Annotated in this window: 22 protein-coding genes; 6 read left to right on the forward strand and 16 right to left on the reverse strand. The window is 47.4% G+C overall.

Going from position 1 to position 18,038, the window contains the following annotated elements; translation table 11 throughout:
* Positions 1–7 precede the first annotated feature (7 nt).
* Together FLL45_RS16680 and FLL45_RS16685 are read left to right on the forward strand one after the other, a co-directional pair.
* Positions 8–463 carry a DUF3489 domain-containing protein gene (locus FLL45_RS16680; protein WP_185964514.1) on the forward strand — a complete coding sequence of 152 codons (456 nt, stop codon included), beginning with the start codon at positions 8–10 and terminating at the stop codon, positions 461–463.
* Positions 460–801: a hypothetical protein gene (locus FLL45_RS16685; protein ID WP_068641880.1), complete on the forward strand. Its 342-nt coding sequence runs from the start codon at positions 460–462 to the stop codon at positions 799–801. The genes FLL45_RS16680 and FLL45_RS16685 overlap by 4 nt, the downstream gene beginning before the upstream one ends.
* Here FLL45_RS16685 and FLL45_RS16690 read toward each other — a convergent pair.
* From FLL45_RS16690 to FLL45_RS16745, 13 genes are all read right to left on the reverse strand, one after another.
* Complete coding sequence (locus tag FLL45_RS16690) at positions 798–2,063, reverse strand: site-specific DNA-methyltransferase (RefSeq protein ID WP_142943225.1); 1,266 nt, start codon at positions 2,061–2,063, stop codon at positions 798–800. The two genes, FLL45_RS16685 and FLL45_RS16690, sit on opposite strands and share 4 nt — an antisense overlap.
* Before the next feature lie 246 nt (positions 2,064–2,309).
* Positions 2,310–2,699 carry a DUF6362 family protein gene (locus FLL45_RS16695; protein ID WP_068642682.1) on the reverse strand — a complete coding sequence of 130 codons (390 nt, stop codon included), beginning with the start codon at positions 2,697–2,699 and terminating at the stop codon, positions 2,310–2,312.
* Complete coding sequence (locus FLL45_RS23045) at positions 2,696–3,439, reverse strand: crossover junction endodeoxyribonuclease RuvC (RefSeq protein ID WP_246075852.1); 744 nt, start codon at positions 3,437–3,439, stop codon at positions 2,696–2,698. Before FLL45_RS23045 ends, FLL45_RS16695 begins: the two co-directional genes overlap by 4 nt.
* 19 nt (positions 3,440–3,458) lie before the next feature.
* The gene (locus FLL45_RS16705) at positions 3,459–5,684 is read right to left on the reverse strand and encodes an AAA family ATPase (RefSeq protein WP_142943226.1); all 2,226 of its coding nucleotides are present in this window, start codon (positions 5,682–5,684) and stop codon (positions 3,459–3,461) included.
* Positions 5,681–6,442 (reverse strand): hypothetical protein, encoded by a 762-nt coding sequence (locus FLL45_RS16710; RefSeq protein WP_142943227.1) that lies wholly within the window; start codon positions 6,440–6,442, stop codon positions 5,681–5,683. The genes FLL45_RS16705 and FLL45_RS16710 overlap by 4 nt, the downstream gene beginning before the upstream one ends.
* A complete protein-coding gene (locus FLL45_RS16715) occupies positions 6,442–6,636 on the reverse strand; it encodes a DUF6511 domain-containing protein (RefSeq protein WP_142943228.1) in 195 nt (64 codons plus the stop codon). Before FLL45_RS16715 ends, FLL45_RS16710 begins: the two co-directional genes overlap by 1 nt.
* Positions 6,633–6,800, reverse strand: a complete 168-nt coding sequence (locus FLL45_RS22820; protein WP_185964515.1) for a hypothetical protein — start codon at positions 6,798–6,800, stop codon at positions 6,633–6,635. Before FLL45_RS22820 ends, FLL45_RS16715 begins: the two co-directional genes overlap by 4 nt.
* On the reverse strand, positions 6,800–8,473 hold the full coding sequence (locus FLL45_RS16720; protein WP_142943229.1) for a DEAD/DEAH box helicase: 1,674 nt from the start codon (positions 8,471–8,473) through the stop codon (positions 6,800–6,802). The genes FLL45_RS22820 and FLL45_RS16720 overlap by 1 nt, the downstream gene beginning before the upstream one ends.
* A 12-nt stretch (positions 8,474–8,485) precedes the next feature.
* On the reverse strand, positions 8,486–9,079 hold the full coding sequence (locus FLL45_RS16725) for a hypothetical protein (protein ID WP_142943230.1): 594 nt from the start codon (positions 9,077–9,079) through the stop codon (positions 8,486–8,488).
* On the reverse strand, positions 9,079–10,005 hold the full coding sequence (locus FLL45_RS16730) for an ATP-binding protein (protein WP_142943231.1): 927 nt from the start codon (positions 10,003–10,005) through the stop codon (positions 9,079–9,081). Before FLL45_RS16730 ends, FLL45_RS16725 begins: the two co-directional genes overlap by 1 nt.
* Positions 10,005–10,313 carry a hypothetical protein gene (locus FLL45_RS16735; protein ID WP_142943232.1) on the reverse strand — a complete coding sequence of 103 codons (309 nt, stop codon included), beginning with the start codon at positions 10,311–10,313 and terminating at the stop codon, positions 10,005–10,007. Before FLL45_RS16735 ends, FLL45_RS16730 begins: the two co-directional genes overlap by 1 nt.
* A 2-nt stretch (positions 10,314–10,315) precedes the next feature.
* A complete protein-coding gene (locus tag FLL45_RS16740; protein ID WP_142943233.1) occupies positions 10,316–10,786 on the reverse strand; it encodes a hypothetical protein in 471 nt (156 codons plus the stop codon).
* The gene (locus FLL45_RS16745) at positions 10,783–10,992 is read right to left on the reverse strand and encodes a helix-turn-helix transcriptional regulator (RefSeq protein WP_068642664.1); all 210 of its coding nucleotides are present in this window, start codon (positions 10,990–10,992) and stop codon (positions 10,783–10,785) included. Before FLL45_RS16745 ends, FLL45_RS16740 begins: the two co-directional genes overlap by 4 nt.
* Positions 10,993–11,208: 216 nt before the next feature.
* On the opposite strand from FLL45_RS16745, the gene FLL45_RS16750 reads away from it, so the two are divergent.
* Complete coding sequence (locus FLL45_RS16750; protein WP_142943234.1) at positions 11,209–11,805, forward strand: DUF6088 family protein; 597 nt, start codon at positions 11,209–11,211, stop codon at positions 11,803–11,805.
* A gap of 161 nt (positions 11,806–11,966) precedes the next feature.
* On the opposite strand, the gene FLL45_RS16755 is transcribed toward FLL45_RS16750, so the two are convergent.
* The 3 genes from FLL45_RS16755 to FLL45_RS16765 form a co-directional block, all read right to left on the reverse strand.
* The gene (locus tag FLL45_RS16755; RefSeq protein ID WP_142943235.1) at positions 11,967–12,566 is read right to left on the reverse strand and encodes a hypothetical protein; all 600 of its coding nucleotides are present in this window, start codon (positions 12,564–12,566) and stop codon (positions 11,967–11,969) included.
* A 68-nt stretch (positions 12,567–12,634) separates the two neighbouring features.
* Positions 12,635–13,498: a hypothetical protein gene (locus tag FLL45_RS16760; RefSeq protein WP_142943236.1), complete on the reverse strand. Its 864-nt coding sequence runs from the start codon at positions 13,496–13,498 to the stop codon at positions 12,635–12,637.
* Between the two features lie 86 nt (positions 13,499–13,584).
* Positions 13,585–14,757: a hypothetical protein gene (locus tag FLL45_RS16765; protein ID WP_142943237.1), complete on the reverse strand. Its 1,173-nt coding sequence runs from the start codon at positions 14,755–14,757 to the stop codon at positions 13,585–13,587.
* Between the two features lie 165 nt (positions 14,758–14,922).
* Here FLL45_RS16765 and FLL45_RS16770 point away from each other — a divergent pair, with 165 nt between their 5' ends.
* The 3 genes from FLL45_RS16770 (at position 14,923) to FLL45_RS16780 (ending at position 18,038) form a co-directional block, all read left to right on the forward strand.
* Positions 14,923–15,243, forward strand: a complete 321-nt coding sequence (locus tag FLL45_RS16770) for a helix-turn-helix domain-containing protein (RefSeq protein WP_142943238.1) — start codon at positions 14,923–14,925, stop codon at positions 15,241–15,243.
* A 92-nt stretch (positions 15,244–15,335) separates the two neighbouring features.
* Positions 15,336–16,160 carry an ImmA/IrrE family metallo-endopeptidase gene (locus tag FLL45_RS16775; protein ID WP_246075853.1) on the forward strand — a complete coding sequence of 275 codons (825 nt, stop codon included), beginning with the start codon at positions 15,336–15,338 and terminating at the stop codon, positions 16,158–16,160.
* Between the two features lie 33 nt (positions 16,161–16,193).
* Complete coding sequence (locus FLL45_RS16780; protein ID WP_142943240.1) at positions 16,194–18,038, forward strand: McrB family protein; 1,845 nt, start codon at positions 16,194–16,196, stop codon at positions 18,036–18,038.

The following is an 18,038-nucleotide window of genomic DNA, read 5'->3' on the forward strand; positions in this document are numbered from 1 at the left end:
GCGCACTATGAGCAAATTAACTGATACCCAAGCCGCCATTTTGCAAGCCGCGAGTAAGCGGCCAGATGGCAACATCGAGCCACTACCAAGTAATATCAATGCAGGCATTAAACCCAGAGTCATCCAAGGGCTTCTAACTCGGAAGCTCATCACCCAAAATGGCGATAGCTACACCATCAATGAAAATGGCTTTGACGCCATAGGCTTAGAAGCACCTTTAAAATCAGAAACCAACAAGACAATCACCCTTCGAGAAGGCACTAAACAATCACGTATGATCGCTCTAATGCAGCGCCCAGAAGGCGCCAGCATTGAAGAAATTTGTACTGAAACTGGCTGGCAAAAGCACACCGTTCGAGGTGTCTTTTCAAACACAGTTAAAAAACGACTGGGTATGACGATCACCTCATACAAAGATGATGGCCAACAACGCCGATATCGTGTGCAAGGAGGTGACCAATGAGCACCCGCTGCTTTATTGCGATGACTAAAGACAATACCAATTTCCAATCAATTTATTGCCATCACGATGGCTATGATTCAGTTAATGGTGTTGGACCAACGCTGCGGCAATATCACAATAGTGAATCCCACGCCGAAAGCCTGATTGCGCTGGGCGACATTTCCTACGTGCAGGGAGCAACAGTCTGTGCTTACCACCGTGATCGTGGCGATGCCTGGGAGCAAACCCAGCCAAGAACTACCCGAAGCGAATCAGAGCTATTTGCACTGGCCAAAGCCTGTGATGCCCAATACCTGTACCTTTTTAAACAAAGCGAATGGCACACATTTAAGCTTTAATTCGCAACTGCTTCTGTTTGCATTGATAGGGCAACCTCATCAAAGGAAAGCTCATCACTTTCACGGATAGCCTGCTCGCCCGAGTAGTCCTGCCAGCGCCTGACAATGACATCCACATACTTAGGGTCCAATTCGATCAAGCGTGCTGCACGACCTGTTTTTTCACAAGCAATCAATGTGCTTCCAGATCCACCAAAAAGATCGAGCACAATGTCTCGGCTCTTACTGGAATTGCGAAGCGCACGCTCAACCAACTCCACCGGTTTCATTGTTGGGTGCAAATCATTTTTAACGGGTTTGTTAAAAAACCAAACGTCTCCCTGATCACGAGCCCCACACCAAAAGTGGTCGTTGCCTTCGCGCCAACCATACAAAATCGGTTCATACTGACGCTGATAATCGGATCGACCTAGAGTGAAAGTATTTTTTGCCCATACGATAAATGTTGACCACTTGCCGCCAGCATCTCGAAACGCTTTTTGAAGCGTGTCTAATTCACTGGATGACATGGCGATGTAGCACGCTCCTTTAGTCACACTCAAAAGATTCGTGAGCGCATCTTTAAGAAACTGATAAAAATCATCACCCAGATTGTCATTCATAATGCGCCGATCTTTACCGCGCATTTTGTCTTTAGCGTTGTTGCCGTAATCAACGTTATAAGGTGGATCGGTGAAAGCCATATCGGCAAGCTCACCGCTCATTAATTTTTCTAAATCCTGTTTGCTAGTCGAATCCCCACATAACAATCGATGGTTACCCAAAACCCACACATCACCATGTCGGCTTACAGGCTCATCTTCCACCTCGGGAATTTCATCCTCATCACTTTCACCAGACTGTTCGTTGTTACCCAAAAGCTCATCCAGCTCCTCGTCAGAGAAGCCGATGAGATCAAGGTCAAAACCCAGATCGCCGAGTTCTTCAAGTTCTAGCTTGAGAAGCTCATCATTCCATCCAGCGTTTTCAGCAATCTTGTTATCTGCGATCACCAATGCGCGACGTTGTGCTTCGGTCAAGTGATGTAAAACGATCACCGGAACCGTGTCTAAACCAAGTTGCTGAGCCGCCATCAAGCGACCATGGCCTGCGATAATGACGTTGTCATCACCGACCAAAATCGGATTCACAAAGCCAAATTCTGCTATCGAACCGGCTATTTGCGATACCTGTGTATCGTCATGCGTCCTCGCATTTTTGGCATAGGGAATGAGTCGTTGAAGCGACCAGTGCTCCACCGATTCGACAGTGTTAAGTTGCATTAGATTACCTTGGAAATTGCAGTGCGAACTGCGAACCTGCGAACCCGGTTTAACGGGCTGTCGCTAGCGAAATGCGGCGGCCTTGCGACCCGCATCGATTCGATGGCCAGGAAGGACCCATTTTTTTCCGGGGCCAGAAATAGCAAAGCCACGGTGTGGTGGCCGTGGCTTGTGTGCAGTTCACTCGTGAGATTAGCAAGTATTCTCGCCTAAAAACCGGGTTTTGTCCCACTGGGGGTTTTGGCATTAGCACGCAGGTCTTTGCTCTTGCGCGAGCCGCTCCGCAATTTTTATTAACGCCCCTTGCCAATAACGCTGTGCCGACGTTCTTGGAAACCCAGTCTCACGAGAGATCACTCGCCATGGCGTTCGATAAGCTCGTAACCAAATCAGGTTTCTTTCACCATGATTGACATACGTTATCCATGACAGCGTTTCCTCCATGCGGGTGATTTGGTCTGGCGTTGGACGTAAACGAATCGGTTGAACCTCTTGTCTGGCGAGCTCTCTCCGATCGTATTTGATCTCTGGCCAATAGCTCACGTAACCCAAGCTTCGCTCACCAGGCAATTTACGCAGCGTTGATACACACTCCTCAAATCTGAGAGCAACGTGTTCTGGCGTGAAGTTATTCATAATTGCTCTCCTATTCGTTGATCAATAGCCCAATAAACCAAAGCCAATGCATCGGCTTCGTTATCATCCGCTGGGAGATGGCCTCGCGCTTTCGCTGACTCAATCATCATGGTTTTATTCGCATTACCTTTGCCAGTTGCATGCCGCTTGATGGTTCCAACCGGAACACCCTCGTAGGCAATATTTTGTTGCTCACACCAAGCAGTCAGATGCGCCATAAAACCACCGTAAGCGTGAGCCGCATCCACACCCATGTGACGACGAACTTCCTCAAAAAACACCATGCTGATAGGCCCAGCATTTTCGTTTAGCTCATTCAAGAAACGGTTGAACTTCAAAAAGCGCATACCGCCACCTTGCCAGCGATCGTTTTTAAAACTGATGGTGCCGCTGGTGATCACGCCTTGTTTGGAATGAATTGCCCATCCAGTTGTTGTACCCAAATCCAAGCACAGCACTACAGTCAATGTTCGGTTGATACTCTCTTTCTCACCGAGATGGAGAGCCTCCCCTTTAGGGGACTCTCCTCTCTCGTAGAGAGAGGGGGTTTGCGTGCAATCTGGATTTGTCTCTGAAACCCTTGAATTATCTGGGATTGCGTTCAGTTTGCAGGGGGGATCCGCAATCTGGGCTCCGCAATCTGCAATCTGGCTGGATGCCTTGTTATTGCTGACTTCCAGTTTGCGGGTAGTTTGCAGATTGCAGCAAACTGGTTCAGATTGCAGACTGCAAATGGCCATGTTCGAGGCCTTATTTTGATCATGATTCATGGCTTGTTTCCTCCTGGTACACCCAAACATCCGGATTCTCGACGGGGAGCACCGCACCGGTTTGAGCGCATTTGTAATGGGTGGGTTTAACCCACAAGTGAGACTGTTTGACCTCACCGGTATCGGTATCAATGGCTTCCCCTGCGGGAACCGTCATACCCTCAACACAGAGATAGCCGTACTTGCTTCGGGTGAGTGCTGGTAAGTTGTAGTCCTCAGGATGACGGAAGAACTTGATATCGCCTTTTGTGGCAAGGACAGCAATGCGCTCATTAATGGTCCGGTTCGCACCGAGTCCAGCTTGGCCTTCGAACGATTCTGCAAACTGATTCGAGGTGTAAACTCGACCTTGCGACGCTTCATCAAAGATCATTTGCACAATGACATCGCGCTTGCGTTGTCGCTCCGCATCGAGCTTGGCGCCATAGTCTTGATTGACCAAACGATCACTGTGAGGATCCAATTCAATCCAGCGCCCCTGACTTTTATCTACCCGCTTGGCAGGTAAGCCAGGTCCATTGCGCAGCTCGAACACCAAGGTGCGATCCGTCAGCATTTCATCAGGGCGATACAGCAACATGCCGGTGGTGTAGTAACCACGCAAACTGCCTGCACCTGACAAGGCTAGAAACGGATCTTCCTCGACCTGTTTTTTACTGATCTTCTTGGTGTGGTGAGCCAGGATGATTCCTGCATCGGGATTGACCGCATCACGCAATTGTTCAACTCGCTCACGCAAGAAAAACAACATCGCGTTGTTGTCGTTTTCGCTATTGCCTTCAGGGCCACCGTCGAACACATTGCGAATAGGGTCAATTACCAGAATATCGACACCACCTTGAGATGCAGCCCGCTGCAGTGCCTCGATCACTTGCTCAACACCCTGATCATTGAGCACTAAACGAAGCTGAGGTGTGACCAAAAGGTTATTGGCAGCTTGACGACTTACTGCTTCTGGCAAACCCATGGACTGAATCCGCTCACGCAAGTAGTGATACTGAACCTCGGCTTGCAGGTAAAACACCCGCAATGGCCTTGAGGGCGTGAGCTCAAGAAAGGGCTCGCCTGCCGCCATATGCGTTAACCAAGACAACAGAAAATCACTTTTCCCCACCTTAGGCGCACCACCAAATACAATCATGCCGCCGGGCGTTAAAACCCTCGGTGCAATCAAATCGTCTGGCATCGGCGAGGTATCGGCTAACAACTCCCCTAATGAATGCAGCGGTATCGGCTCAGCATCTTTAACAATGGTTCTCGGTGCCGACTGAACGAAAGCCCACACATCCATCCCTTCATCGACTGCATCATAGGCGTCCCACTTAACGGATTTATCACCCGGAATATGCAAAACCGCCACAGAAGCGGCACCGCCGCATGCGATCGCTTCTGATGCTTTTCTGGCATACTCAGCACCCGCATCATCATTGTCAGGCCAGACTAAAACGTGTTTATCTTTCAGTGGCGACCAATCCGTTTTCGCTATTGGAGCATTAGCGCCATTCATGGCCGTGGTTGCCACCAATCCTAAGCGAATGAGTGCGTCCGCAGCCTTTTCACCTTCGACCAGTACCACTTGATTGGCGCTTAATATTTGAGGCTGGTTGTAGAGCGGTCTTGGATCCGGTGCTTTCATTGAGCGTGATCGCACATCCCACGGTCTGAACTCTTTGCCCGACTCGGTATCGTATCTATATACGCAGGCAATTAGCTGACCTTGGCTATCACGATAATCCCATTTTCCGGTTGCTGGCCCAAGGTCATCAGTAGGTTGTTGTCGAGCAGGCATTGTGGGTTTATTGGCTTTCTCATAAGCCACGGATAATGTCCGTGATTGATCAACAGACACACCTAACCATTGAGCGACAGAATTCACCAGCTCAGGAAATTGGCTGGCGGTATCAAAGCCATTAACACGTGCCCAGGCATCAAAGATGTCACCACCTTCTCCGGTAGCAAAATCCATCCACATACCTGCACGAGAACCTGCAAGTTCAACGACTAAACTTTTACCGGGATTGCCTTCCAGATCGCCTACAATGAACTGCTTGCCTCGATGCTTTCCTGCAGGAAACAGATAGGTCAACACAGCATCTAACGAATCGATTAATCGTTGCTTGAGCTCTCGAGCATCATGCTTTGATTTTGTTGATTCACCCTGCTCAGGTGCGTCGTTAAAATCGAGCCAGATCACTTTATCGGTGCTGCTGTTCATTGCGCACCTCCTGGCCAGCAGCGATCCTGCCAAGAGCAAAACTTACACTCGTAATGGGCTGGGTCTTTACTGATTCTGGGTAGAAGTTCTCCTGCATCAGTCGCCTGAATGACACGCACACCTCGATCGGATGCCCGCTGAGCCAACTCACCATTAAAAGGAACCCACTCGAAATACAATTCGGCGGTATCTTTATTCATGGCAGTGAACAAGGCGGGATTGGAAGCAATGCCAGGAATCTGTTCTTCCATGTAGGCCTGATACAACGCTATCTGTGCCGCATAGACCGGTTTAGAAAGAGTCACACCACGTTTGACCGTGTCCTTCCAAGACTTTGCATTCAGTGATTTACACTCCCACAAAGCAGGAAAGCCTTCGCCAATTGATTCAGGTCCTCCGGCAAGCACGCCATCCACGTGTCCACGCAAACGGCCATTCACGGCAGAAAAACCGAACTGGCCACCGGTGGATGTTTCCGTATACAGATCAAAGCCTGCTTTACGCAACCAATCGATAGCGAGCTCTTCAAAGACATGACCCGCCGCAAAAATTCTAAGAGTTCGTCCAGTAAATGATCTACCTTCGTCGACAGGTGTATGTGTGAACTCAAACTGCAAAGCACGATCGCAAGACACTCCAAGTCTTGAAGCACCAAGATAATTTCTTGGTACTTGTGACAGCTGTTCTTGCTGTAATGCTACGTCGATGCGTTCACTGACTTGTTCCGACAAGGTTGGTCGATGATTAAAATCCAACATCAGAAAGGCACCTCGTCTTTGTACAACTCCTGCAAAGTCTGGTGATAGGACTCAAGCACTGTATCCACCAAACCAACAATTTCTGTTTTGCTGTAATCACCCAGTCCTTTGTCCATACCAACAGCCATTACAAAATCAGCAAGTGGGGCCAAGACAGACTCAGCAGCTTTTTGTTCTAAATCAGTTCTGTTCATGGCCACTCCCTTACGATGCAACTGGTAATGGATGTCTTGGCACTGCTTGGAACAGAATCGTTTAAAGCTAGCGCGCCGACTGTCGCTGGATTGGTTACGGCTTGGATCAAGCCAGCAAAAGCCTCGAGGCGGTTTGTGGCAAATAAAGCAACGGTAATGCACATCAAGCAGCCTCCTTGCCTTCGACTTTGTTGAAAATACGGGACTGGATATCACGCTTGTTAAACTGGAAGGCCAAGAGGCAGGAAGCTTGATAGCGTGTTAAGCCAAAGTCCTGGCGATACGCAGGAGGTAGATACCGAAGTTGTTGAGCGGTCGCAGCTTGGTTTAACCACTTGCGGGATTTGCTGGCAGCATCTTCGGTTTCATGCTCATTCAACCAGTCATCTGCAGCGGCCAGGCAAACCGTTCGCTCCCCCATGGCGAGTAATCTCGCAGGCAGTTTTTTACCACCGCCCATTCCAAACCAGTGACCTGCCAGAAAGAACACACCTGCCCACGCCTCGAAACCAGTCGCCATCAATGCGGCATCGTCACCAAACAAATCACACCAACGGAAAGATGAGCGTTTAAGCAGGTCAATTTCAGACATCACAAAGTCCGTGAGATCAACTTTCCCATCGCCCTCTGTTCGTTCCCAAACATGACCGCAAAGAGAACACTCCTTTGCGGCAGCAGGTAACATTGCACCGCATTCCGGGCACTCTTTTTGTGGCGCTTCGCCTTGCCCCTCGTGGCCATCCAAGTTCACATCCTGCTCTAATGACCCGTGAAGCATGGTGCTTGTGCCGAAGTCGAGCACCACACAATCACTTTTCACAACGCCCGGATGCTCGTTGGGGTCGACGGTTCGAAGACCGCGCCCAATCATTTGAATCAACGTCGATTTATACGAACTTGGCCGTAGCAGAACAACACAACTGGTTGGAGGGAAATCCCAGCCTTCGGTGAGCACCGCAACATTAACAACGACCTGCGACTCACCGGACTCAAAGCGAGACAGCGCAGCCTTTCTCGCTTCACTTGATAGCTCGCCATGAATGACTTCCGCACTGATTCCTGATGCTGAAAAGGCTTCCGCTACATTCTTGGCGTGCTGGACGGTCGAACAAAACACCACAGTAGGACGGTCATGAGCCTTGTCTTTCCAGTGGCGTATCACCGCTTCGGTGATAGGTGCTTTGTTCATAATGGCGTCGACAGCTGCCATGTCGAAATCATCAGCAGTACGTTTGACTTGTGACAGCTCTCCTTGGGTCCCCACATCAACTACGTAAGTTCTGGGTGGAACCAAGTGTCCTGATTGAATGAGTTCAGCCAAGGTGATTTGATCACTCACATTACTGAACACTGGACGCAATGCTTTGTTATCACCCCGGTTTGGAGTAGCCGTGACACCAAAAATCGCCACATCAGGATTGCGATCGCGAACGCTATCAATGATGCGACGATAGGTCGGTGCCGCCGCATGATGCGCTTCATCGATAACAAGCAGATCAAGTTTAGGCATCGTCTTTAAGTTCGATTCGCGCCCTAAGGTTTGCACCATGGCGAAGGTCGTTTGACCGTTCCACGACTTTTCTTTTGCGTCATAAATCGAAGTCGAGATACTCGGATTAACACGACTGAACTTGGCGGCATTTTGCGTTGTGAGTTCATCACGGTGGGCAAGCACACAAGCCTTGGCATCTTCATTTTCTAACCACTGGCCAGTGACACCGGACAACATGATCGTTTTACCGGCGCCCGTAGGCGCCACCCCCAGTGTGTTTTGGTGTTTATCAAGCGCAGTTAGACTGCGCTCAACAAACAGTTTTTGACGAGGTCGTAATAACATGAGTCGACCTCCTTATTGTGCCCAACTGGGACGACCAGTCGGAGCGCTAGCCGAAGCTTGTGGTGAAGAAGCTTGCTGCGTTGAAGCGGCAGGTTGAACCGTGTTGCCTGACACTGCTGCGTAGTCTTTTTGGTCTGGCGTGATAGCAGTTCTAATTACATTCTTATCATCACCGTTCTGGTCTTTGTCCATCTCGACCTTTGCAACAAACTCGATACCATCCAGATCAGCAAAGCCCTGAATACGTCGAGCCTGTTGAGCTTGTGCCGAGTTATCTTGCGGATGAAGACCACGTGAAGAATTCAAAATCCCTTTAACAAACGCTCTTCCCATGTTTGCCCATTCAGGACCTTTAGGGCTGTGTAAACCGATAAGACTCCACATCTTGCGTTTAGCGTATGGACCATCAAGCACAACAAACTCGCAGTTCAGATAGACAGAGCCTGTAGTCATGCTTTGTGTTGCATATCCGCCCGTCCAACCCTGTGACGCATCGTCATAGCCGCCGGGACGAATCGTCATGCGCACTTTTACCAGCGTGCCTTTTGGGATTACGTCAAAATTGTTTTGGTCTTCTGCCGAGTTAAAATCATTCCAAGTCGTCATTATTTAGCTCCTTTATGTTCAGGATGAGCGGTATCTCGCGGCTGCATGGATGCAGAGGAGCGAGCTTCAGTATTGGTTTGGGTTTCGATAGGTGCTGGGCGAGCAAAGCTCAGGCGATCAGAGGCTGGTGTCACTGGCCCATGAATTTTGGTCATCAGTCGACCGAGGTGGGGTTCTTCAATAACATCAAGACGCCCACTGCGGTCTTTGGCCGGATAGCCATAGGGATTAAGAGTGTGGTTAATGAAGGCGCGATAACGCTGACCATCATCGCTTTGGATCTCTGCAAGCGTGATGACTTGATCGACAATGCCGGGCAACTCAAGCGCTGTTTTTGAACCATCAATTTGCGGAGCAAAAACCTTGCGATTAAAGTCGTCGATCTTTTCGTCGAGAATGCCGACAAACCAGATGTTCTTGTTGCGGGTGTGCTGAAGGTGAGTCAGCCACGCAATCATCTCTTGGCCATGCAGACCATATGCGCCTCGCGTATCTGGCTTTCCACTTCGCTCACTGAACGCTTGAGGTTGGCCTTTGCACCACTGCAGACACAAACGACCTGCAACCGTAATGGAGTCGATAAAGACGGTGTCGTATTTATCTAAGCTCGCGGGATCACCAAACTTTTCACATACGGCGTCATAGTGGGCTTGGCTATAAGGTTGCTCATCACGAAGCGCGGGATTGGGACCGCCAATAAATACCGCGAAATCTCGACACTCCTGCCAGGTACGCGGCCGAATCGCATCGCCCGTCCAGCCCTCAACAGCCAAGTCACCCGCTTCTAAATCGAAGAACAGAGTCTTGTCAGCCTCGACTGTCCACAACAAGCTGGTTTTTCCGATGCCTGAAGGCCCAAGAATGCAGCCTTTAATGCCTCGCTTTTCCGCGAGCCTTTGATCGGCAGTGATAATTGGAAAGGCCATTACTTCACCTCCCCATGTTCGCGCAGAAACTCAAGCGCATAATCAGCGCCTTTAGCTCCAAGTCCTCGAGCCATGTCGTGAACTCGACGCAGCGACTCCATTTCCTGAACGATTCGGCTGAGTTCTTTGTTCAAGCCTTGCTGTGCAAATGCGATATCGTCGACAGTGGCAAGAATTAGCGGTTTGCTTTCGGCCTCATCGGCATCTGATACTGTGGGAATCGCGATAGCATCCGGCAGGCTCTCCAGTGAAAAGCTGCTTTTACGCAGGGTCTCTAAGTAGTTGGTTTCTTCGTTTAAAATCGTCATGCTTATTGCTCCTGTGAAAGGCTAAGGCGAAAAGTGGGTTTGCCGGTTTTTAATGTCCGAGCAGGTTCAAAAACGGTGCGAAGGTTTTCCGGCCAAGCGGTGTATTTGCGCTCGGCAACCTTGTAGGTGATGTCCAAAAACTCAGCTGGGTTGTCACCGCTGGCAGCGATTCGCTGAGCGATTTCGGATAGCTGTGATTGATCCCAGACCGGTTTCTTGGGCAGGTCTGAAGTGACACGCACGCCTTCGTCATCGAAATTGATAATCCCGGTGTCTTTGCCAAGTTGAGTTCTTAGCTCGCGAACTTTTGGCTCGTACTTCATGGCAATAGCGCCATCGATCCAGTCTTTAAGCTCTTTAGCATTGCGCAGGTATGTGGCGGCCTCGGCCTGAACACGCATCAACTCAGCAGCAGTCACGCCTGCTAACTCACCGATGCTCATGGCTTGTGCTTGCTCTAGAGAAAGGCTCATGCGTCACCTCCAGCTACACGTTCAGAGGTACTCTTGCGAAGACAGTCGTGTTCATAGGCCTCGACGTCTTCGAGGCGGTACATCACGCGACCTTGTAGTTTGAGAAAAACGGGGCCGATGCCTTCAGAGCGCCAGCGCTCCAATGTGGCTTCGCTGACGCCCCAGCGGTTGGCTAATTGCCGTTGGTTCATATGATTTACACTCACGTTGCACTCCTGATGGTTATTGCGAAAACGTGAGGTAATGATGCGTGGTGGATAGTGGTATTTTCGGGGGCGGGAAAGGTGGGAGTTTTGGTGGTATTTTGTTTTTATTCAGATATTTAGAGGGCTATTCGCTTAGACACTATTCAAGAATAATCACCTGCTATTTGTCAGATAATATGCTAGTTTTTATGACAAGCTGAATAGAGCATCTGTGTTATGTCTGTTACCGAGAGCATTAGAAGTAGAGTGCTAAGAATTCAAAAAGGTGAGCCATTTACAACAGGAGACTTCCTTGGCCTGGGCTCTCGTCCAGCTGTTGACAAAGCTTTATCGCGGTTTGTTGAAGAGGGACTGATCGATCGTGTGGCTCGTGGTGTTTTCGTTCGACCTAAAACAAGTAAGTTTGTTGGGAGGGTGATGCCATCGATTGCTCAAGTTATTAATGCTATGGCAAAAAGCAGCGGCGAGATACTGCAGATACACGGCGCTGAGGCCGTGAGGCGGTTTCAGATCAGCACCCAAATGCCTGTAAAACCCATCTACTATACAAATGGAGCAAGCCGAGAGATTACGGTGTTCAATACCAAGGTTCGCCTGATTCACACTTCAAGCGCCAAGAAACTTCAACACGCAGGAACTAACGTCGGAGCAGCCATATCCGCTCTTTGGTACCTTGGTAAAGACAATGTCGGCAAAAGGGAGGTTCTTCTGATCAAAAAAGGGCTATCTGAGGTGGAGTTCAAGCGTTTATGCGCCTCAAGGCTGCCTAATTGGATGTCAGAGGCACTCAAACAGCATATCACTAAGGTTTGACTTGCTGCCTCCAGTTCGCTATATTGAACAACAGGTGGATATGTACGGGGCTGCGTAAAGCGGTGTTCACCTACCGCCGAGGAAACTCGGTTTCAGCCGGGCTGAAATTACAAAGAGTACCCGAGAGAAAGAAGCCCTTTAGTGGGCTTTTTTCTTATTTTCTACCTGCGTTTACGTCCTCCAGCAGGCCTTCTAATCGGTTCACCTCTTAATTTCTTGGCTAACAGAACCTTTGCTCTTACCTTATCTCGTCGCTTCAAATGAACTGGCTTATTTGCGACCTTTTCCGGCTCACGGACATAAGCGCTTTCAACGTAAATGCGGAGCATTCTGCTACTTTGGCGAGTGATGCTGAAAAACACTTCATATTCCTCAGTTTCACCGTTCGAATTCAAAATTTCCACCGTCAACCAGTTTTCATGACCGGTAAAAAGGCACTGCCTGTCAATTAGCGTTTCAAAAACGCCGGGCAAATTAGAAGATAGCTCGTATCTCGCATCGCAGAAGCAACGATGAACGCCTTTATCATCAATAACTCGACGCTCATGACCATGCAAATCAAAGTCTATGACTTCATCTCGTTTTGGTCCCCAGGAGATACAGTGGCTGCTGTATTGGACCAATACATTAAAATCAATTTGAGGGAACTTGCCACTGGCCTCAATACTAAAGCGGTAGGTAGTATCTTGAAGGTGAGACAGGTCTAGTCGAGTGCCATCAATTTCTTTGTAGCCATTTGTTTTTATTATTTTCCAGTCCATTACCACCCCGTCGTCATCAGTCGAGCATAATAACAAACGGCGCTCTTAATGTTGACAAGAACAAGCGGCTATTGATTATCAAGAAAGTAATATCCGTTCCCTTCACTCTGAAGCAATGTATTCCATAACGGATGAGTGACCCATTCCCCCTGAACTTTGTTTCGCATAATCCGGTGAATTTCTTCATTCGTATTTGCCTCCGCTCTTAGCAAATCCTTATGAGCTCGACCACCTTCTCGATCTAAAGCTTCCATTACCGCCGCCTGCTTCTTGGTCAACTTGTACTCTTCACCATTCCAATGAACGAGGCGATAATCAGTAGAGAACCTGAGCCCAATTCCTCCCTCACCAGAACAGATACTCTTGCCGCCATTAATAATCGACCCAACCATTCCATGATCGAGCGTGGCGACCTCATCACTACGAGTGAAGATTTGATCGACAGTGACGAGCGCCATGTCCAGTGGCGACTCTATAAAAGTGGGATCAATATTTGAGGAGGTAACGAAAATCGCAGGCGCGTTGCCTGCCTCCTGCTTCAGGGCAGACAAGAACAATTGAACGTTATGCGAGGTATACAAAGCTTTCACAAAGTATATGCTCACCTTCGCTTTTCCAAACCGGGCAGCACCTAAGAACCAAAGCATCTTCGGATGAATTTCAGTAGTCCGGTACATACCACCAATCTCAAATATTCCTCTAAACCAATCTAATACGGCGTCGATCTGCAGCGTATATTGTTTTACAGATTCCGGTACAACAGCGACCCAGCCAGCACCACTAGAAAAATACTTGTAGCACTTTTCATCAGAAAACCAGACCAAATCACGAGCACATTCATCCACCTCAACTGTCAATGAAACAGAATTTGATGGCTTTAAAAATTCTGCTTTGATTAACTCCTCACTGCCACTTGGGGATAATTTCCGCATGACCTCACCAGATATAACTCCTGACGGTGAATTAATTATTCTGAGCAGAAGCGCAAGCGCGCCCCTACTCAAAGTTCGTGTGGCGCTCATTCTTGAACCTCTTCAAGTAATCCCCATCGCTTGAGGTACTTTTCACCAATCAATCGCTCCTTGTCAGTCCTGCTTCTCAAATCACAACCATTTGGCATTGAGATTTTCACAGGAAGAACCTTACCGCGCCCATGTCCATTTTCAGGGTGGAAGCGAATATTGATCTTGGCCTGTACCGGCGCAAACCCACCAGAAGACAAAGGGTTTTGTTCACCAAAATGTTCTTGTGCGTATTCATGGAGAGCGGTATTGCTTTTAGCTGGCACCTCAATTTGCACTCGGCCATCACCAGCGAGATCTTTAATTTTCATCAGGACCAGCTGAACGGATTCAATGCCATCCTCCACATCCCAGTCTAATGGCTTATTCTCCATAAGCGGCATCAAGTCAAATCGACGCAGTGGAACCTTGTCTGCTGTCACTGGCTGCTTAAGTAGATCTTCCGTGAATGCTTTTGCAATGGTATCCCGGCGCTCTTGCTTGGCGGCAACTACCTCGATAGTACCGGTGTCGGATGAGTAAGTAATGGCATGCTCAGAAACTGGTCGGCGAATTCGAGAGACAATATCTTCGTCACCTTTGAACTCAAGGTATGAGTCAGGCAACCCTTCTTGGTAAATCATGACCTGTACAACGTTGATGTCGTTACCATCATCATCAGGCTGAACACGGTCAAATAGTTCAATCTTCACCTTTTCTCCCAGGCCGAACAGATCCTTAATCTTGGATTTAAATGTGTCCATCGATACTTGGTCGTTATGCAGGGGCAACGATGCTTCTACTTGATAACCGGTCCACTTCTGGCCATGGCGGTATTGGTCCGCATATCGAATATCTTCCGCCTGCCGGAACTTGTCGCGATGACTCTGAAACACCCATAGGCTCCTCTCAGCCGCAGTCTCATGCTTAAGAAGCTCACTGGCGTCAGGGAATGTGCTTAACAATGCAGCTTGACCCACCTCGTCAGTCATGTGCTTGATTCTTTCAAGATCAAGCGTGATTTTGATCTGTACATCAGCAGGCTGGTGGTCAAACAGCTCGATAACCTTGCTGGCTACCTCAGGCTGCTCTTTTGACCAGTCCACCTGGTCAAAACCGTCATTGGCAGAAAAGTATGATTTCAGCCCCTGAGATGAAGCATGGTTAACGAAGTTGCGAACGATTGGCATAGGCACAATTCCTCAATATAAGTGATAAACGGCAAACTCTCTGTACTCAACTACAGAAAGTTCAAGATAGCGAACTCATATAATATGGGCGCTTATATTTCTTTTCAAGTAAAAAAAGTAAGTCTATAATGAACTTTTTACACCATTCACTGAGGAGGCACTGCCGTGGCCAACGTATTAGGGGCCAAGATTAAAGAGCTCCGCAAACAAAAAGGCCTTACATTAGAACAACTTGCGGAGAAAATAGGCTCAGGTAAAAGCTACATCTGGGAGATCGAGAATAAAGGCGTGAAACGTCCATCTGCTGAAAAATTAGCTGCCATTGCAAAAGAACTCGATGTAACCACCGATTACCTGCTCGACAATGAGCAAACTGAAATAAGTGAAGGACTCACAAAAGAGATGTATTTCCGTAAGCTAGGCCAGCTAGACGAAGATGACCAAAAACGAATTATGGATATGATTGATGCATGGAGCAAAAAGTAGTGCCGGATAAAAAGTCCCCTCAAAAAGAGGCAAACCGAGTAACAAAATTCTTGGATCTGGGGCTAAACGGCACTGATCGATTTCCTGTAGATGTGGAGAAAGTAGCTTTAGAACTAACCCCTGAATTCAACAGAGATCCTATTACCGCCGTTACTGGAAACAGCATTGGGAACTCTGTAGACGGAATGCTAGTAAAGCATCCAACCAAAGATGAGTGGGCCATCTTTTACAATACGGATGTGGTTCACCCTGGCCGTACTAACTTTACTAAGGCCCATGAGTTGGGCCACTACATGGTCCACCGACAATCTCTAAGCAAAACCAAATTTCAGTGCGGCGAAAAAGACATGCTGGATGAAAACCAGCAAGGTATCGACATCGAAGCAGAAGCTAATGCCTTTGCTGCCAATCTGTTAATGCCTAACAATGATTTTCGAGCACAGGCTGACGGTCAAAAGTTTAGTATCGATTTAATGCAGCATTGCGCCGACCGCTATGGCGTATCACTCACGGCGGCTGTTTTGAAATGGCTCGACTTCACTAAGAAGCGCGCCATCGGCCTGCTATCAGAAGAAGGCTTTATGCATTGGTCTAAATCTAGCGGCAGTGCTTATAGCTCTGGCCGTTACTTCGCGACCAAGCAAGACTGTGTAGAGGTACCTGAGTTCTCATTAGCAGCACAAGAGCAGTATTCAACAGAAGCAAGAAATGGTGTTAAGCATGGCCCTGGAATTTGGTTTCCGAATGAGGAAGTTATTGAGCACAGCATCTACTCAGAAGAATACGGCAAGACCTTAACCATATTAGTGCTTGGTGACGCAGGTGGATACAGTGACCCAGATGACTTCAATGAAGATGATGAGTTGCTTACTGATTCGTACACCAACTTTATTAACAACGGGCAGAATCCATATTAGGTTATGATTAGCTAGAAAAATAAGAGAGCCAACATGAATGAATCAATTGAACTTTTTAGCGAGCGATTAAAGGAAACACTTCTTTCTGGTGGCTCAATCAACGACTCCGAAAGTATCCTTTGGACCCATCAAAATTTTAAAAACTTACACAAGGCAGTCAATGCAAACCTAAAAGAAGGAAAAGAAAGCTTTTTAAAAAAGATTTCGATACAGATTGAAGAGTCCTCAAACACAGTTTCCGGGATATCAGAGGAAGAGAGGAAATTATTGCTTCCACTCATGTTTGAGCTCTTAAGCTTGTATTACGTTTTTCCTTCCAATATTTCAAGAAACACAAAAAAGAACGCATTAAAAGAACTCCTTGGCAGTGATAACTCGATAGCCAGAGAGTTAAATCTTTCAATTGACAACTTCAACATTAGCAGCAATGCAATGCTCGGCGGAGGAATTGGAAGTGGCGGCATGGGATTCAACACTAACAAACAAAAAGAAATTTTTTACCTCATCGACGTTTTTAAAGAATGGTTCGCTAAATCACCAGATGAACGAGATTCACTACTAAGCAAAAGCGAAGGAAACTTTCGATTTCAAAACTTCCTAGACAGTGTTTCTAATGGAAGATCACCACAGTGCAGGCATGTCTTACTCTACCTCTTATTTCCAGAATATTATGAGCCGATAATCAGCTCGACACAGAAGTGGAAAATAACACAGGTTTTTTCTAGTTTTTTTTCAGAAAACGAAGTTAGCAAAGAATGGAATGAAGAAGAGCCAAGCCACCTCACTGATCAAAAGATAAGAGTGATTAGCAATCAACTTGAAAAGATCAGAGGAAAAAGGACAAATTTTTATGATAAAGAGCTAGCATCCTTCTGGGATTCATCAAGCATTGGCGTGATCCCCGATCTTGACACAGAGTTGCTTGAATATAAAAAGCAAGTTGTCTTGTATGGCCCTCCCGGAACAAGCAAAACATATACTGCCAAACAACTCTCTGAAGAAATAATTCGGTATCGCATGGCAAAGGATATTGGTGCGCCAATTTTGCAAGATGAAGGTCAAGAAATGCTATCTAGAGCACTAGACAACAACATTCATCGCCTCCAATTACACCCTGCTTATAGCTACGAAGATTTTATTAGAGGGCTTCAATTTGAAGGCGGCAACACCTTCTATAAAAAAGGCTATCTACTTAGGCTTTTAGATAGTATGTCTGAACAACCAGATCTTCCGCATGTATTAATTCTGGACGAAATAAACAGGGTAGACCTCAGCCGCCTGTTCGGTGAATGTTTTAGTGCCTTGGAAAATCGCGGGGAGCCAATAGACCTTCTCGGAGAAAGTGATGGAAAGACCATACAGCTAAATATCCCTGACAACCTTTACATTATTGGCACAATGAACTTGATTGATCATTCCGTTGAACAGTTAGATTTTGCTCTACGAAGAAGATTTCTATGGGTAGAAGCAAGCTACAATGCTGAAGCCTTACTTGAGATCTGTAAGTTTAAATGGGACAGTCTTTCTTGGGACAATAAAGGCTTTAATTGGGATGTCGTTGAATCGGATTTCGAGCGATTAGTTGATGCTGCAAATTCATTGAATAATACGATTAAAAATGAAGACGAGCTAGGTGATGATTTTGTCTTGGGTCATGTCTTCTTTATAGAGTCAGTTCCATTTCTATACCAATTTTTACAACCTTACTCTAGAAGCCCAAATAGCTTCCTATTTACAGCAAAAGGCGGATGGCGAGAACCAATAGAAAAACTATGGCGCCTGTCATTATACCCATTACTCAAAGAGTATCTATCCGGTGTTGATAACCGAGCGCAAGCACAAATCATGAAAAAACTGAAAGAAGCGTTCAAACCTTAA

Source organism: Aliikangiella marina (assembly GCF_007004765.1).
GTDB classification, from domain to species: domain Bacteria; phylum Pseudomonadota; class Gammaproteobacteria; order Enterobacterales; family Kangiellaceae; genus Aliikangiella; species Aliikangiella marina.

Coding starts and splice junctions, on each gene's coding strand:
- FLL45_RS16740 (WP_142943233.1), bottom strand. CDS start 10,786: ATGAGCCTTTCTCTAGAGCAAGCACAAGCCATGAGCATCGGTGAGTTA.
- FLL45_RS22820 (WP_185964515.1), bottom strand. CDS start 6,800: ATGTGCATTACCGTTGCTTTATTTGCCACAAACCGCCTCGAGGCTTTT.
- FLL45_RS16725 (WP_142943230.1), bottom strand. CDS start 9,079: ATGACGACTTGGAATGATTTTAACTCGGCAGAAGACCAAAACAATTTT.
- FLL45_RS16755 (WP_142943235.1), bottom strand. CDS start 12,566: ATGGACTGGAAAATAATAAAAACAAATGGCTACAAAGAAATTGATGGC.
- FLL45_RS16680 (WP_185964514.1), top strand. CDS start 8: ATGAGCAAATTAACTGATACCCAAGCCGCCATTTTGCAAGCCGCGAGT.
- FLL45_RS16730 (WP_142943231.1), bottom strand. CDS start 10,005: ATGGCCTTTCCAATTATCACTGCCGATCAAAGGCTCGCGGAAAAGCGA.
- FLL45_RS16685 (WP_068641880.1), top strand. CDS start 460: ATGAGCACCCGCTGCTTTATTGCGATGACTAAAGACAATACCAATTTC.
- FLL45_RS16690 (WP_142943225.1), bottom strand. CDS start 2,063: ATGCAACTTAACACTGTCGAATCGGTGGAGCACTGGTCGCTTCAACGA.
- FLL45_RS16720 (WP_142943229.1), bottom strand. CDS start 8,473: ATGTTATTACGACCTCGTCAAAAACTGTTTGTTGAGCGCAGTCTAACT.
- FLL45_RS23045 (WP_246075852.1), bottom strand. CDS start 3,439: ATGGCCATTTGCAGTCTGCAATCTGAACCAGTTTGCTGCAATCTGCAA.
- FLL45_RS16765 (WP_142943237.1), bottom strand. CDS start 14,757: ATGCCAATCGTTCGCAACTTCGTTAACCATGCTTCATCTCAGGGGCTG.
- FLL45_RS16735 (WP_142943232.1), bottom strand. CDS start 10,313: ATGACGATTTTAAACGAAGAAACCAACTACTTAGAGACCCTGCGTAAA.
- FLL45_RS16760 (WP_142943236.1), bottom strand. CDS start 13,498: ATGCGGAAATTATCCCCAAGTGGCAGTGAGGAGTTAATCAAAGCAGAA.
- FLL45_RS16695 (WP_068642682.1), bottom strand. CDS start 2,699: ATGAATAACTTCACGCCAGAACACGTTGCTCTCAGATTTGAGGAGTGT.
- FLL45_RS16750 (WP_142943234.1), top strand. CDS start 11,209: ATGTCTGTTACCGAGAGCATTAGAAGTAGAGTGCTAAGAATTCAAAAA.
- FLL45_RS16715 (WP_142943228.1), bottom strand. CDS start 6,636: ATGAACAGAACTGATTTAGAACAAAAAGCTGCTGAGTCTGTCTTGGCC.
- FLL45_RS16705 (WP_142943226.1), bottom strand. CDS start 5,684: ATGAACAGCAGCACCGATAAAGTGATCTGGCTCGATTTTAACGACGCA.
- FLL45_RS16710 (WP_142943227.1), bottom strand. CDS start 6,442: ATGTTGGATTTTAATCATCGACCAACCTTGTCGGAACAAGTCAGTGAA.
- FLL45_RS16780 (WP_142943240.1), top strand. CDS start 16,194: ATGAATGAATCAATTGAACTTTTTAGCGAGCGATTAAAGGAAACACTT.